Here is a 14,970-nt window from a genome sequence, read left to right as displayed (position 1 = left end):
CGGCCTCCGCGGCCGACACCATGGGTTTTCCCGACAGCACCCTGGCGGGCCACGAACCCGCGGCGCAGCGCTGGCCCTGGCGCCGCTGGCGCAGCGCCTGGCGCCGCTGGTCGCTGTGGACCGTGCTGGTGCTGCTGGTCGTGAGCATGCTGATCACGCTGGTCTGGCTGGCCGGCCGCTACGAGGCGGTGCAGGTGCAGGACCGGCTCGAGCGCGACGCGGCCAATGCCGTGGCCGACATCCGCACCGCGCTCAACCGCAACCTGCAGGACCTGCAGGCGCTGAGCAGCCAGATCGACGACCCGCTGGAGTGGCGCGCGCGCGCCGCCGAGGTGCTGCAGGTGCGCCGCGAGATCCTGCGCATCGAATGGCGCGACGCGCGCGTGCGGCTGCAGTCGTATGCCGAAACGCCCTACCGGCCCATGCAATGGGAGGACGGCCAGCGCGACGACAGCCAGTCGCATGCGCAGCTGACCTGCGCCAACGCGCGGCGCATCAACGGCCCGGCCTACTCCGCCAGCTATTTCCAGCTGCTCAGCGAAGGCATGGGCTCGGAGATGATGGAGGTCTGCCTGCCGCTGGCGCACAACGGCCGCTACGACGGCTTCATCGTCGCCACCTATTCGCTGCAGAGCATCCTGGTCAACCAGGTGAGCAAGAACCTGTCACATAGCCAGGAGGTCTCGTTCACCGAACCCGACGGCACGCGGCTGGCGCTGGTCGGCGCGGCCTGGCGCGGCACGCGCGTCTTCACCGCGCAGCAGATCCTCGACCTGCCGGGCAACATGCTGGTGCTGCGCCTGGACCACTGGCACCGCGCGCCCAGCGTGTTTCCCAACGTGCTGACGGCGCTGGTCACGACCATGTCGATCGCGCTGGGCACGGTGCTGGTGATCCTGGTGCGCGACAACCGTCGGCGCCTGCGCGCCGAGCGCGACCTGGGCGAGGCGCTGGCCTTCCGCAAGGCGATGGAGGACTCGCTGATCACCGGCCTGCGTGCGCGCGACCTCAAGGGCCGCATCAGCTACGTCAACCCGGCGTTCTGCGAGATGGTGGGCTTCACCTCCGAGGAGCTGCTGGGGCTGAATTTCGCGCCCTACTGGCCGCCCGAGCTGTCGCAGGAGTACCACCAGCGCCAGCTCAAGCGCCTGGCCGGCAAGGCGCCGCCATCGCGCGAGGGCTACGAGTCGGTGTTCATGCGCAAGGACGGCACGCGCTTTCCGGTGCTGATCTTCGAGGCCCCGCTGATCAGCGCCCAGGGCCGGCACACCGGCTGGATGAGCGCGTTCCTCGACATCAGCCAGCAGCGCCGCATGGAGGAGCTGTCGCGTGCCTCGCAGGAGCGGCTGCAGGCCACGGCGCGGCTGGCCACCGTCGGCGAGATGGCCTCGCTGCTGAGCCACGAGATGACGCAGCCGCTGATGACCATCGCCAGCTACGCCGCGGGCTCGCTCAACATGCTGGCCCAGCACGATCCGGTCAACGACGGCCCGGGCGCGCTGCGCCAGCAGCTGCAGGACCTGCGCACCGCGATGCAGCGCATCGCCAACCAGGCCGAGCGCGCGGGCCGGGTGATCAAGAGCGTGCGCGACTTCGTGCGCCGGCGCGACCAGTCGCGCGAGCTGGTGCATGCCAGCGAGCTGATCGACGCGGTGCTGCCGCTGGTGCGCATGCAGGCGCGCAAGCTCGGCGTGCGCGTCATCACCCAGATCGACAACGACCTGCCGCCGGTGCTGTGCGACCCGACGATGATTGAGCAGGTGCTGCTCAACCTCGCGCGCAACGGCACCCAGGCCATGGAAGGCGTGGACACGCAACCGCGCGAGCTCACGCTGCGGGTGCGCCACACCACGACCAGCGCGCATGCCAGCTGGCTGGAATTCTCCGTGATCGACTGCGGCAGCGGCATCGACGAAAGCGTCGCCGAGCAGCTGTTCACGCCCTTCTTCACCACGCGCGAGGAAGGCATGGGCCTGGGGCTGAGCCTGTGCCGCACGGTGATCGAGCAGCATGGAGGGACGTTGCGCCACAGCCCCAACCTGCCGCGTGGTACGGTATTTGATTTCACCCTGCCCGTTCCACCGCAGAATTGACCCCATGGAACCCGTACAAAACGCCACCGTCTACATCGTGGATGACGACGCCGATGTGCGCGAGGCCCTGGCCTGGCTGCTGCGCTCGCGCCGCCTGCTCAGCGAGTCCTTCGACAGCGCCGAATCCTTCCTGGCCATGCTGCAGGCGCAGTCGCTGCCGGCGCGCCATCCCAGCTGCCTGCTGCTGGACATGCGCATGTCCGGCATGAGCGGGCTGGCACTGTTCAACCAGTTGCTGGCCGAGGAGAAGCTCGCGGCCATGCCGGTGATCTTCCTGACGGGCCACGCCGACGTGCCCACCGCCGTCGACACCGTCAAGCGCGGCGCCTTCGATTTCTGCGAGAAGCCCTTTTCCGACAATGCCCTGGTCGACCGCATCATGCAGGCGCTGGCCGTTTCCGACCAGCACATCGCGCGCATGCGCGAGCGCGACGCACTGCAGACCCGGCTGACGGACCTCACGGAGCGCGAGCGCGACGTGATGCGGCTGGTGGTCGAGGGCATTCCCAACAAGCTGATTGCCGACCAGCTCGATATCAGCGTGCGCACGGTCGAGGTGCACCGGTCGAGGGTGTTCGACAAGATGCAGGTCAAATCGGCGGTCGAGCTGGCGAATCTGTTGCGGCACGACGGGTGAAACCGTTAGCCCTGCCTCTCTTCCCCCCGTTCGTGGTGAGCCTCCCTGGGCGGGCCCGTCGAACCATGGACGGCCCCGCCTCTATCTAGAGAATGGGCCGTCCATCCTTCGACAAGCTCAGGACGAACGGTTTTTTGCCAGCTCTGCCCCTTACCCGGTTCGTCCTGAGCATCCCTGAACCCCGTCGAGAGCCAAAAAAAAGGCCCCTCGCGGGGCCTCTTACATGAACCGGGGATGGCGCCTCGGCTCACAGCCTGGGCTTAGCGCTGGCGCTCGCCGACGTAGATTTCCACGCGGCGGTTGCGCGCGCGGCCTTCATTGGTGTTGTTCGAGGCAATGGGCTCGTAGGAGCCGCGGCCGTCGGTCTGGATGCGGGTGCCGCCCACGCCGCGCGAGGTCAGGTAGTTGCGCGTGCTGTTGGCGCGCTGCAGCGACAGCGGGTTGTTGATGGCGTCGGTGCCGGTGCTGTCGGTGTGGCCGACGATGCGCACATCGGTGTTCACGTTGTTGCGCAGGCCATCGGCGAAGCGGTCGAGCACGGGAGCGAAATTGCTCTTGATGTCCGCGCGGCCGGTGTCGAAGGAGATGTCGCTGGGGATGTCGAGCTTGAGCTGGTTGTCGGCGGTCTGCGACACGGCGATGCCCGTGCCCTGCGTCGCGGCTTCCATTTCGCGCTTTTGCTTTTCCATGTTGTTCGACCAGATGTAGGTGCCCAGGGCACCCACGCCCGCGCCGACCAGTGCGCCCGTGCCGGCCTTGCCGCCGGTGGCCGAGCCCAGCACGGCGCCCGCCAGCGCGCCCACGCCCGCGCCGGTCGCGGTGCGGCGCTGGGTGTCGGTCATGCCGCCCATGCCGCCGGTATTGGCGCAGCCGGTGATCAACAGAACTGCTGCGGTCGTGGCCACCAGGATATTTTTGCGCATAGGAACTCCTTATTGAAATGATTCGGGCCGCTTGCCGGTGAACAGGCTGCCCAGGGCGTAAATGATGGGGGCCAGCGTAGCAGGCGCGCATCCCTGCCTCCGTAGGACAGGCACCACAAGAGACGCCCTCCGATCAGAGGTGCGGCGGGCCTTTTTCATCCTCGGATTGCGGGGGAAGTTCCCCGCGCCGGCGCCCGGAAAACATGGTCCACCAGACAATCGCGATCAAAACCACCAATGCCAGCAGCGCTTCAAGCAAAATCAGCCCCATGAATCTCAACCTCCTGCGCCTTGCGTCAATGGCGTTGATTGTAGGAACGCTTGCCGCGTGTTCCACCCGACCGGTTGCCACCGTCGATTCCTCGCCCATTCCGGAGCTGCGGCCCGCTCCCGGCATTCCCGCCGCCGCGCCCACCGTCACCGGTGCGCCGGTCGCGTTTCCCAAGAGCCGCTGGCTGCCCGTGGCATGGAGCGATCTGCCGGGCTTCGAGAGCGATGCGCTGCACGAGGCCTGGAATGCCTGGCTCAAGAACTGCGAGCGCCCGACGCCGGCCTTTGCCGGCCTGTGCAGCGAGGTGCGCCGCCTGAGCATCGCCACCGGCGAGGAGCAGCGCGCCTGGATGCAGGCCAAGTTCCAGCCCTACCGCGTCGAGGCCGGCGACGGCAACGCCGACGGGCTGCTGACCGCCTACTACGAACCCCAGCTCGATGCGGCGCGCCTGCCGGGCAACGGCTACAACGTGCCGCTGTACCGTCTGCCTGCGGGCTTCGGCGCGCGCAAGCCCTGGTACACGCGCCAGCAGATCGACACCCTGCCCGAAGCCCAGGCGGCGCTGGCCGGCCGCGCCATCGCCTGGCTGCGCGATCCGGTCGATGCGCTGATCCTGCACATCCAGGGCTCGGGCCGGCTGCGCCTGACCGAGGCCAACGGGCAGGTGCGCCAGGTGCGTGTGGCCTTTGCCGGCACCAACGACCATCCGTACAAGAGCGTGGGCCGCTGGCTGCTCGACCAGGGCCTGGTGCGCGACGCCACCTGGCCCGGCATCAGCGCCTGGATCGCGGCCAACCCGGGGCGCGTCAACGAGATGCTGTGGAGCAATCCGCGCTATGTGTTCTTCCGCGAGGAGCCGCTCGAAGGCCTGGATGCGGAATTCGGCCCCAGGGGCGCTTTAGGCGTGCCGCTGACCCCGGGCCGCTCGATCGCCGTGGACCGCCAGAGCATTCCCTATGGCACCCCGGTCTGGATGTGGACCCCCGGCCCCACCGTCGCGCTCAACCGCATGGTGTTCGCGCAGGACACGGGCAGCGCCATCCTGGGCGCGGTGCGCGCCGATTACTTCACGGGGTGGGGCGCGGAGGCCGGGGAGATCGCCGGGCGGCTGAAGCAAAACCTGCGGCTGTGGGCCTTCTGGCCGAGGCATTTGACGCCGGGGACGGGGCGCTAGCTGCGGGCTGCGGATTCCAGGGCCGTTTTGTGTCGATTGGCCCGTCATCCTTCGACAAGCTCAGGACGAACGGATAACCCCGTTCGCCCTGAGCGTGGCGCAGGGCAGCCTGTCGAAGGGCGTTTCAGGGCGCAGTACTTGACGCCCCCCGCCCTCAGGGCGTCTCGGCGAAGTAACGCGTCACCCGCGGCGGCCCCTCGCCCACGTGGAAGGCCAGCTTGCGGTCGCGCAGCGAGACGTCGTAGGCCGTCACGCGGTCGAAGCGGCGCAGGTGCTCGGTCCATGATTCGTCGATGATCTGCTCGACGAAGCGCTCGGGCTGGCTCATGCTGTGCAGCAGGCTCCAGCCGCGCGCGCCCTGGCGCATGCGGCTGCGGCGGCTTTCCTGCATCAGCTGGCGGAATTCCTGCGTGCGCGATGGCTGGATGATGTATTCGATGGTCACCACCACGCGCCCGGCCTCGGGCGCCATCGTCGCCTCGGGCGCCTTCATGGCCTGCGAGGGGCTCAGATCCTCCTCGATCTGCCGGTCGGTCGACAGGCGCTGCACCAGCCCCATGGCGACCACGCCGCTGACGGCGGCGACGATCAGGCTGGTCGAGACCGTGGTGATCGACGCCACCTGGCCCCACAGCGCCGCGCCCAGCGCCGTGCCGCCCATGATCGACATCTGGTAGATCGACATGCCGCGCGCGCGCACCCAGTTGGGCAGCGACATCTGCGCCGCCACGCCCAGCGTGTTGGCGGTGGAGATCAGCGCCATGCCGGCCAGCAGCATGGCCGCAACGGCCACCGCCAGGTGCGGCGCCAGCGCCACGGTGATGGTCGCCAGCGCCTGCACGCTGACGCCGGTGATGATCAGCTTCTCGCGCGGCAGCGCCTGGCGCAGCCGCGGCAGCAGCGTCGCGCCGATGATCGCGCCCGCGCCCATCGAGGCCAGCAGCAGCGTGAAGGTGTTGGCGCCGCCCTCGTCGCCCACGTGCAGGCGCTGCGCCACCAGCGGCATCAGCGCCATGATGGCCGTGGACTGGAAGAAGAAGCACACCGTGCGCAGCAGCACGGCGCGCATGCGCGGCGACTCGCGCACGAACTGCACGCCCACGCGCATCGCGCTGGGCAGGCGCTCGCGGCCCAGCGGGCTGTCAGTGTGCTGGCGCTTCCAGCGGATCAGCACCATGCCCGAGATGACCGACAGCGTGGCATTGAGCACGAACACCCAGGCGCTGCCCAGGCTGGCGATGATCGCGCCGGCGACCAGCGGGCCGATGATGCGCGAGGCGTTCATCGCCACCGCGTTCAGTGCCATGGCCGAAGGCAGTTGCGGCTTGGACACCAGCTCGGGGATCAGCGCCGAGAACACCGGCCAGCGCATGGCCAGCCCGATGCCGTTGGCAAAGGTGAGCGCCAGCAGCAGATAGGGTGTCATGTACCCCGACAGCACCACCAGGCACAGCACCACGGCCACCGCCGCGACCCAGAACTGGGTGACGATGAAATAGCGTCGCCGGTCGAGGATGTCGGCCAGCGCGCCGCTGGGCAGGCCCAGCAGGAACACCGGCAGCGTCGAGGCCGACTGCACCAGCGCCACCAGCACCGGCGAGGTGGTCAACGAGGTCATGAGCCAGGCGGCGGCCACGTCGTTCATCCACATGCAGGTGTTGGCCGCCACCCAGATCAGCCACAGCATGCGGAAGGTGGGCTGCGTGAGCGGCGCCCAGACCGTCTGCGCCGCCTTCGTCTGCGCCGCCTGCCCGGCCGCGGCCTGGGCGCTGGCGCGGTCGGCATGCGCCATGCCCGAGGGGTCCTCCAGCAGCGCTCCGGCGCGTGCACCCGCCGGGGGACCGGCAGGAGGCCCGCCGGCGTGGCCGGGCTGCGGTTGCGGGACGGGGGGCAGTGGGGTCGGTATCTCTTCTGGCATGTGCCGTGATTCTGCGACCAAATCCGGCATCCTGCCAGCCGGCCGGCGTTTCATTTAGTAGCTTCCCGCGCCCTGGCGCAGCAGATGCGCCAGCGGCAGCGCCGCGCTGGCCTTGATCTCTCCCAGCGAGAAGCTGGTCTGCACGTCCTTGACGTTGGGCAGGTTCAACAGCACGTTGCGCGCGAACTGCGCGAAGCTGTCGAGGTCGCGCGTCACGACCTGCAGCTCGAAGGTGCCCGAGCCGCTGATGTAGTGGCAGGACACCACCTCGGGGATCTTGCGTATCGCCTCCTCGGTCTCGAGCGTCAGCGGCCCCGAGGTGCGCACCACGTCGAGGCGCACGAAGGCCAGCACGCCCAGGCCGATCTTGTGGCGGTCGATCTCGGCGTGGTAGCCCTTGATGTATCCCGCCTCCTCGAGCGCGCGCACGCGGCGCCAGCAGGGCGCGGCCGACAGGCCCACGCGCTGCGCGAGCTCGGCATTGGTCAGGCGCGCATCCGCCTGGAGCTGCGCGAGGATGGCCACGTCGAATTTGTCCAGATTGTTCAAAATCACCCCATCGAGAGCAAGGATCTTTCCAAGAATAGCCAAAACGGCGCAAACAACGCAACCACTTATCCGCGGCTCAGGCATACACTGGCTTTTCATAAGAGCCATAACGAGATGCCCGAAGGCACTCATTCCACACCGATGGAGACAAGACGATGAATGCCCCCCTGCCCGAGCACCTGCGGCGTGCACTGGAAACCGTCACCCTCGACGACAAATACGCGCTGGCCGAAGGCCGCGCCTTCATGAGCGGAGTGCAGGCGCTGGTGCGCCTGCCGATGCTGCAGCAGCAGCGCGATGCCGCCGCAGGGCTGCGCACCGCGGGTTTCATCAGCGGCTACCGCGGCTCGCCTCTGGGCACCTACGACCAGTCGCTGTGGGCCGCGAAGAAGCACCTGGCGCAGCACGACATCGTGTTCCAGCCCGGAGTCAACGAGGAGCTGGCCGCGACCGCGGTCTGGGGCACGCAGCAGCTCGACCTCTATCCCGACACGAAGAAGTTCGACGGCGTGTTCGGCATCTGGTACGGCAAGGGTCCGGGCGTGGACCGCTGCTCCGACGTGTTCAAGCACGCGAACATGGCGGGCACGGCGCGCCATGGCGGCGTGCTGGCCATCGCCGGCGACGACCACATCAGCAAGAGCAGCACCGCCGCGCACCAGAGCGACCACATCTTCAAGGCCTGCAGCACGCCGGTGTTCTTCCCCAGCAGCGTGCAGGACATCCTGGACATGGGGCTGCACGGCATCGCCATGAGCCGCTTCTCGGGCCTGTGGTCGGGCGTGAAGACCATCCAGGAGGTGGTCGAGTCCTCGTCCAGCATCTCCATCGACCCGGATCGCGTGAAGATCGTGCTCCCGGAGGACTTCGCCATGCCGCCCGGCGGCCTGCACATCCGCTGGCCCGACCCGCCGCTCGAGCAGGAAGCGCGGCTCATGGACTACAAGTGGTACGCGGCGCTGGCCTATGTGCGCGCCAACCGCCTGAACCACAACGTGGTCGAGGGGCCGAGCGATCGCTTCGGCCTGATCGCCAGCGGCAAGGCCTACAACGACATGCGCCAGGCGCTGGTCGACCTGGGCCTGGAAGACGACGTCTGCCGCCAGCTCGGCATCCGCGTGCACAAGGTCAACGTGGTCTGGCCGCTCGAGGCCACCATCACGCGCGAGTTCGCGCGCGGCCTGCAGGAAATCCTGGTCGTCGAGGAAAAGCGCCAGGTCATCGAATACCAGATCAAGGAAGAGCTCTACAACTGGCGCAGCGACGTGCGCCCGAACGTGCTGGGCAAGTTCGACGAGGGCGAGGGCGATGCCTCGGGCGGCGAATGGAGCCAGCCCAACCCCAGCCAGAACTGGCTGCTGCGCGCCAAGGCCGACCTCACGCCGGCGATCATCGCCAAGGCCATCGCCAAGCGGCTGAAGAAGCTGGGCGTGCCGGCCGACATCGTCGCGCGCATGGACCAGCGCCTGGCCGTCATCGAGGCGCGCGAGCGGGCGCTGGCCACGGCGGCGCAGGACACCGGCGAGCGCCAGCCCTGGTTCTGCAGCGGCTGCCCGCACAACACCAGCACGCGCGTGCCCGAGGGCTCGCGCGCGGTGGCCGGCATCGGCTGCCACTACATGACCACCTGGATGCCCGACCGCAACACCTCGACCTTCACCCAGATGGGCGGCGAGGGCGTGACCTGGGTCGGCCAGCAGGCGTTCACCACCGAGCCGCACGTGTTTGCCAACCTCGGCGACGGCACCTACTTCCACAGCGGCCTGCTGGCCATCCGCCAGAGCATTGCCGCCGGCGTCAACATCACCTACAAGATCCTCTACAACGACGCCGTGGCCATGACCGGCGGCCAGCAGGTCGGCGAGCGCCCCGAGGGCCATTCGGTGGCGCAGATCGCGCACAGCCTGCGCGCCGAGGGCGTGGCCAAGCTGGTGGTGGTCACCGACGAGCCCGGCAAATACGAGGGCCGCACGCACCATGTGAAGGGCAGCGCCGCGCGCAGCGGCCACCCCGAGCTGATCGACGACCTGCCCGCGGGCGTCGAGGTGTTCCACCGCGACGAGCTCGACCGCATCCAGCGCGAGCTGCGCGAAACGCCCGGCTGCACGGTGCTGATCTACGACCAGACCTGCGCCACCGAGAAGCGCCGCCGGCGCAAGCGCGGCACCATGGCCACGCCGGACCGCACGGTGGTCATCAACGAGCTGGTCTGCGAGGGCTGCGGCGACTGCTCGGTGCAATCCAACTGCCTGTCGGTCGAGCCCGTCGAGACCGAGTTCGGCCGCAAGCGCCGCATCAACCAGAACACCTGCAACAAGGACTTCTCCTGCCTCAAGGGCTTCTGCCCGAGCTTCGTCACCGTCGAGGGCGGCACCTTGAAGAAGCCGAAGAAGGAGAAGAAGGGCCAGCTGGAGCTGCTGCCGCCGCTGCCTGAGCCGGTGCTGCCGCTGGCCGAGAGCGCCTGGGGCATCGTGGTCGGCGGCGTGGGCGGCACGGGCGTCATCACCATCGGCTCGCTGCTGGGCATGGCCGCGCACCTCGACGGCAAGGGCGTCGTCACGCAGGACGCGGGCGGCCTGGCGCAAAAGGGTGGCGCGACCTGGAGCCACATCCAGATCGCCCAGCGCCCCGAGGCCATCTACACCACCAAGGTCGATACCGCCAAGGCCGACCTGGTGATCGGCTGCGACCCGATCGTCGCGGCGCACAAGTCCACGCTGGCGGTGATGCAGCCCGGGCGCACCTATGTCGCGCTCAATGACCATGCCACACCGACGGCAGCCTTCGTGCACGACCCGGACTGGCAGTTCCCCGCGGGCAGCTGCGCCAGCGCCATCGAGGGCGCGGTCGGGCCGGGGCTGGTCGGCAGCTTCGACGCCGAGCAGGCCGCGGTGCAGCTGCTGGGCGACAGCATCTACGCCAACCCGCTGCTGCTGGGCTACGCCTGGCAGAAGGGCCGGGTGCCGCTGTCGCACGCGGCGCTGATGCGTTCCATGGAGCTCAACGGCGTGCAGGTCGGGAACAACCAGGCGGCCTTCGAGTGGGGGCGCCGCTGCGCGCATGACCTGGCGGCGGTGCAGGCGCTGTACCAGGCCAAGCAGGTCATCCACTTCGCCAAGAAGCCGGCGCTGGCCGAGATCGTCGGCAAGCGCGTGGAGTTCCTCACCGGCTACCAGAACGCGGCCTATGCCGAGCGCTACCGCGCGCTGGTCGCGCAGGTCGAGGCCGCGGAAAAGCCACTGGGCAAGGGCACGCGCCTGTCCGAGGCGGTGGCGCGCTATCTGTTCAAGCTAATGGCATACAAGGACGAATACGAGGTCGCGCGGCTGCACACCGACCCCTCCTTCACGGCGAAGCTGGGCCAGATGTTCGAGGGCGACTTCAAGCTGGTGCACCACCTCGCGCCGCCGCTGCTGGCGCAAAAGGACGCGCAGGGCCACCTGCGCAAGAAGGCCTTCGGTCCCTGGATGCACCGCGCCTTCGGCACCCTGGCGCGCCTGCGCGGGCTGCGCGGCACGCCCTTCGACGTGTTCGGCTACACCGCGGAGCGCCGCACCGAGCGCGCGCTGATCGAGGAATACCGCGCCGACATCGACGCGCTGCTGCAGGGCCTGAGCGCCGAGCGCCTGGCGCTGGCGGTGGAGATCGCCAGCATTCCCGAGGGCATCCGTGGCTACGGGCATGTGAAGGAGCGGCACCTGGAGGCGGCGCGGGAGAAGCGGGCGCAGCTGATGGAGGCGTGGAAGGCGCCTCTCACGCGGGTTGGCGAAAGCGTGGTGCGGCGCAGCGAGGTGACGCACTGAGGGGTTTGGTGGGCAGGACGTCCATCCTTCGACAGGCTCAGGACGAACGGATGACAAACCATCCGCCTTGAGCCTGTCGAAGGGTAAACGTCCTGCCCTAGCACCGCCGTTCAGGGAACTTGTTCCGCCCGCCAGGCCCAAAGCCTGGCGGGCACATTGTTCTACGGCCACCCCGCCCCGGGCAAATACCCAATCGCCCGCGGGTCGGCGCTGAAGCAGATGAGAAACACCCGCATACAATGTTCCGTTGCCCATCCGGCGCGCAGACTGCGCCCGGAGAGAATTCTTTGACCATCCATCTGTGGAGTCTTCGCCGTGTTTATTTCTTCCGCTATCGCCCAGACCGCACCTGCCGCCACCCCCGAGGGCGCGGGCATGATGGGTTCGCTCACCGGCATGCTGCCGCTGGTGCTGATGTTCGTGGTGCTGTACTTCGTCATGATCCGCCCCCAGATGAAGCGCCAGAAGGAACACCGCGCCATGATCGACGCGCTGGCCAAGGGCGATGAGGTCGCCACCGCCGGCGGCCTGCTGGGCAAGGTCACGGGCCTGTCCGACGGTTTCGTGCAGATCGAGATCTCCCCCGGCGTGGAAGTGCAGATGCAGCGCAGCGCCGTGACGCAGGTGCTGCCCAAGGGCTCGGTCAAGTAATTTTCCTTTCGAAGGCTTCGGCCTTCCCCTGGCCCGGCGCCTGATGGCAGGACGCCGAGCCGTTGTGCTTTCTGAGAGATACGAGCGCGATCATGAACCGATATCCGGTCTGGAAGTACGCGATCATCGTGATCGCGCTGCTGGTGGGTGTGCTCTACACCCTGCCCAATTTTTTCGGTGAGGCGCCTGCGGTGCAGGTGTCTTCGGCCAAGGCCACCGTCAAGGTGGATAGCGCTGTGCTGCAGCGCGTGGAGGAGGTGCTGAAGGCGGCCAACGTGGTGCCCGACACCCTGGCGCTGGACGGCAACTCGGTGCGCGCGCGCTTCGACACCCCCGACGAGCAGCTCAAGGCCAAGGATGCGATCCAGCGCGCGCTGGTGCCCGATGCCAACGACCCGGCCTATATCGTCGCGCTGAACCTGGTGTCGCGCTCGCCGAACTGGCTCACGGCCATCGGTGCCAAGCCGATGTACCTGGGGCTGGACCTGCGTGGCGGCGTGCACTTCATGCTGCAGGTCGACATGCAGGCGGCGCTGACGAAGAAGGCCGAGTCCTTCACCGGCGACCTGCGCACCGGCCTGCGCGACCGCAACGTGCGCCACGGCGGCGTCACGCGCGAAGGCCAGAACATCGATATCCGCCTGCGCGACGAAGCCTCGCTCACGACCGCGCGCAACCTGATTTCCGACCAGTACCCCGACCTGCAGGCCACCAGCCAGCCCGACGGCGAGGGCTTCCGCCTGCGCGCCTCGATCCGCCCCGAAGCGCTGCGCAAGGTGCAGGAGCAGGCGCTCAAGCAGAACATCGTGACGCTGCACAACCGGATCAACGAGCTGGGCGTGGCCGAGCCCGTGATCCAGCAGCAGGGCCTGGACCGCATCGTGGTGCAGCTGCCCGGCGTGCAGGACACGGCCAAGGCCAAGGATATCCTGGGCCGCACGGCCACGCTGGAAGTGCGCATGGTCGACGAATCCAGCGAGGCGCGCTCCGCCGAGCTGGGCTCGGGCCCGGTGCCCTTCGGCTCGGAGAAGTACCTCGAGCGCAGCGGCCAGGCCGTGATCGTCAAGAAGCAGGTCGTGCTCACGGGCGAGAACCTGACCGACGCCCAGCCGGGCTTCGACAGCCAGACGCAGGAGCCGACGGTGAACCTGACGCTCGACGCCAAGGGCGCGCGCATCTTCAAGGACATCACGCGCGAGAACGTCGGCAAGCGCATGGCGATCGTGCTGTTCGAGAAGGGCAAGGGCGAGGTCGTGACCGCGCCGGTGATCCGCTCCGAGATCAGCGGCGGCCGGGTGCAGATCTCGGGCCGCATGACGACCATGGAAGCCAACGACACCTCGCTGCTGCTGCGCGCCGGCTCGCTGGCCGCGCCGATGGAGATCATCGAGGAATACACCATCGGCCCGAGCCTGGGCGCCGACAACATCGACCGCGGCATCAACTCCGTGGTCTGGGGCTTCGTCGCCATCGCCGTGTTCATGTGCATCTACTACCTGATGTTCGGCGTTTTCTCGACGGTGGCGCTGTCGGTCAACGTGCTGCTGCTGCTGGCCATCCTGTCGATGCTGCAGGCCACCCTGACGCTGCCCGGCATCGCCGCCATGGCGCTGGCCATCGGCGTGGCCATCGACTCGAACGTGCTGATCAACGAGCGCATCCGCGAGGAACTGCGCGCCGGGGCCTCGCCGCAGGCCGCGATCAACGCCGGCTACCAGCATGCCTGGGCCACCATCCTTGACTCCAACGTGACCACGCTGATCGCCGGCCTGGCGCTGCTGGCCTTCGGCTCGGGCGTGGTGCGCGGCTTCGCCGTGGTGCATTGCATCGGCATCCTGACCAGCATGTTCTCGGCGGTGTTCGTCTCGCGCGGCCTGGTGAACCTCTGGTACGGCAACCGCAAGAAGCTCAAGCAAATCTCCATCGGTCAGATCTGGAAGCCCGAGGACGCAACTGAAATGCGCTCGGTCGCGACCAAGAAGTAAGGAGGAAGAGCATGGAATTCTTCCGCATCAAAAAAGACATCCCGTTCATGAAATACGCGTTGATCCTCAACGCGATTTCCCTGCTGACCTTCGTGCTGGCGGTGTTCTTCCTGTTCACGCGCGGGCTGCACCTGTCGGTGGAGTTCACCGGCGGCACGGTGATGGAGGTGGCCTATGTGCAGAGCGCCGACGTGGGCAAGGTCCGCGAGACGGTCGCGGGGCTGGGCTACACCGAGGTGATCGTGCAGAACTTCGGCACTTCGCGCGACGTCATGATCCGCCTGCCGGTGCAGCAGGGCGTCACTTCGGCGCAGCAAAGCGAGCAGGTGCTGGCCGCGCTCAAGGCCGCCGACCCCGAGGTCACGCTGCGGCGCACCGAGTTCGTCGGCCCGCAGGTCGGCGAGGAGCTGGTGCACAACGGGCTGATGGCGCTGGGCATGGTGATCCTGGGCATCGTGATCTACCTGGCCTTCCGCTTCGAATGGAAGTTCGGCGTCGCGGCCGTCATCGCCAATCTGCACGACATCGTCATCATCCTGGGCTTCTTCGCCTTCTTCCAGTGGGAGTTCTCGCTGGCGGTGCTGGCCGGCGTGCTGGCGGTGCTGGGCTACTCGGTCAATGAGTCGGTCGTGATCTTCGACCGGATCCGCGAAGCCTTCCGCAAGTTCCGCAAGCTCAGCACGCCCGAGGTCATCGACCACGCGATCACCTCGACGATGAGCCGGACCATCATCACCCACGCTTCGACCGAAGCCATGGTGCTGGCGATGTTCTTCTTCGGTGGCCCGAGCCTGCACTACTTCGCGCTGGCGCTGACCATCGGCATCCTGTTCGGCATCTATTCCTCGGTGTTCGTTGCCGCCGCCATCGCCATGTGGCTGGGCGTCAAGCGCGAGGATCTGGTGAAATCCCCGAAGAAGGACCACGACGCGAACGACCCGAACGCAGGCGCTGCAGTGTAAAACG

11 protein-coding genes are annotated in these 14,970 nt (G+C 67.9%); 7 read left to right on the top strand and 4 right to left on the bottom strand.

Annotated elements, in window-relative coordinates:
- Positions 1-20 precede the first annotated feature (20 nt).
- Positions 21-2,093: a PAS domain S-box protein gene (locus tag M9799_RS08840; RefSeq protein WP_231043227.1), complete on the top strand. Its 2,073-nt coding sequence runs from the start codon at positions 21-23 to the stop codon at positions 2,091-2,093.
- A 4-nt stretch (positions 2,094-2,097) separates the two neighbouring features.
- Positions 2,098-2,730, top strand: coding sequence for a response regulator transcription factor (locus tag M9799_RS08835; protein ID WP_231042815.1), 633 nt, complete (start codon positions 2,098-2,100; stop codon positions 2,728-2,730).
- A gap of 260 nt (positions 2,731-2,990) precedes the next feature.
- On the opposite strand, the gene M9799_RS08830 is transcribed toward M9799_RS08835, so the two are convergent.
- Positions 2,991-3,653 carry a YiaD family glycine zipper/OmpA-like lipoprotein gene (locus M9799_RS08830; RefSeq protein ID WP_231042816.1) on the bottom strand — a complete coding sequence of 221 codons (663 nt, stop codon included), beginning with the start codon at positions 3,651-3,653 and terminating at the stop codon, positions 2,991-2,993.
- A 133-nt stretch (positions 3,654-3,786) separates the two neighbouring features.
- The gene (locus tag M9799_RS08825) at positions 3,787-3,924 is read right to left on the bottom strand and encodes a hypothetical protein (protein WP_231042817.1); all 138 of its coding nucleotides are present in this window, start codon (positions 3,922-3,924) and stop codon (positions 3,787-3,789) included.
- Here M9799_RS08825 and mltA point away from each other — a divergent pair.
- Entirely contained in the window at positions 3,923-5,098 is a 1,176-nt protein-coding gene (gene mltA, locus M9799_RS08820) for a murein transglycosylase A (protein ID WP_231042818.1), read from the top strand. The genes M9799_RS08825 and mltA overlap by 2 nt on opposite strands.
- Before the next feature lie 154 nt (positions 5,099-5,252).
- On the opposite strand, the gene M9799_RS08815 is transcribed toward mltA, so the two are convergent.
- A complete protein-coding gene (locus tag M9799_RS08815; protein ID WP_422688824.1) occupies positions 5,253-7,016 on the bottom strand; it encodes an MFS transporter in 1,764 nt (587 codons plus the stop codon).
- Positions 7,017-7,070: 54 nt separating this feature from the next.
- The gene (locus M9799_RS08810) at positions 7,071-7,565 is read right to left on the bottom strand and encodes an Lrp/AsnC family transcriptional regulator (protein WP_231042820.1); all 495 of its coding nucleotides are present in this window, start codon (positions 7,563-7,565) and stop codon (positions 7,071-7,073) included.
- A 155-nt stretch (positions 7,566-7,720) separates the two neighbouring features.
- Between M9799_RS08810 and M9799_RS08805 the strand changes: the two genes are divergently transcribed.
- From M9799_RS08805 to secF, 4 genes are all read left to right on the top strand, one after another.
- Positions 7,721-11,368: an indolepyruvate ferredoxin oxidoreductase family protein gene (locus tag M9799_RS08805; protein ID WP_231042821.1), complete on the top strand. Its 3,648-nt coding sequence runs from the start codon at positions 7,721-7,723 to the stop codon at positions 11,366-11,368.
- Positions 11,369-11,683: 315 nt separating this feature from the next.
- Positions 11,684-12,019, top strand: a complete 336-nt coding sequence (gene yajC / locus M9799_RS08800) for a preprotein translocase subunit YajC (RefSeq protein ID WP_231042822.1) — start codon at positions 11,684-11,686, stop codon at positions 12,017-12,019.
- A gap of 92 nt (positions 12,020-12,111) precedes the next feature.
- Complete coding sequence (secD, locus tag M9799_RS08795; RefSeq protein ID WP_231042823.1) at positions 12,112-14,004, top strand: protein translocase subunit SecD; 1,893 nt, start codon at positions 12,112-12,114, stop codon at positions 14,002-14,004.
- Positions 14,005-14,015: 11 nt separating this feature from the next.
- The gene (secF, locus tag M9799_RS08790) at positions 14,016-14,966 is read left to right on the top strand and encodes a protein translocase subunit SecF (RefSeq protein WP_231042824.1); all 951 of its coding nucleotides are present in this window, start codon (positions 14,016-14,018) and stop codon (positions 14,964-14,966) included.
- The last annotated feature ends 4 nt before the right edge of the window (positions 14,967-14,970 follow it).

Source organism: Comamonas endophytica (assembly GCF_023634805.2).
In the GTDB taxonomy this organism is placed as follows: Bacteria; Pseudomonadota; Gammaproteobacteria; order Burkholderiales; family Burkholderiaceae_C; genus Comamonas; species Comamonas endophytica.
Note: the sequence above shows the minus strand (reverse complement) of the source record. Positions and strands in the feature narration are given on the sequence as shown.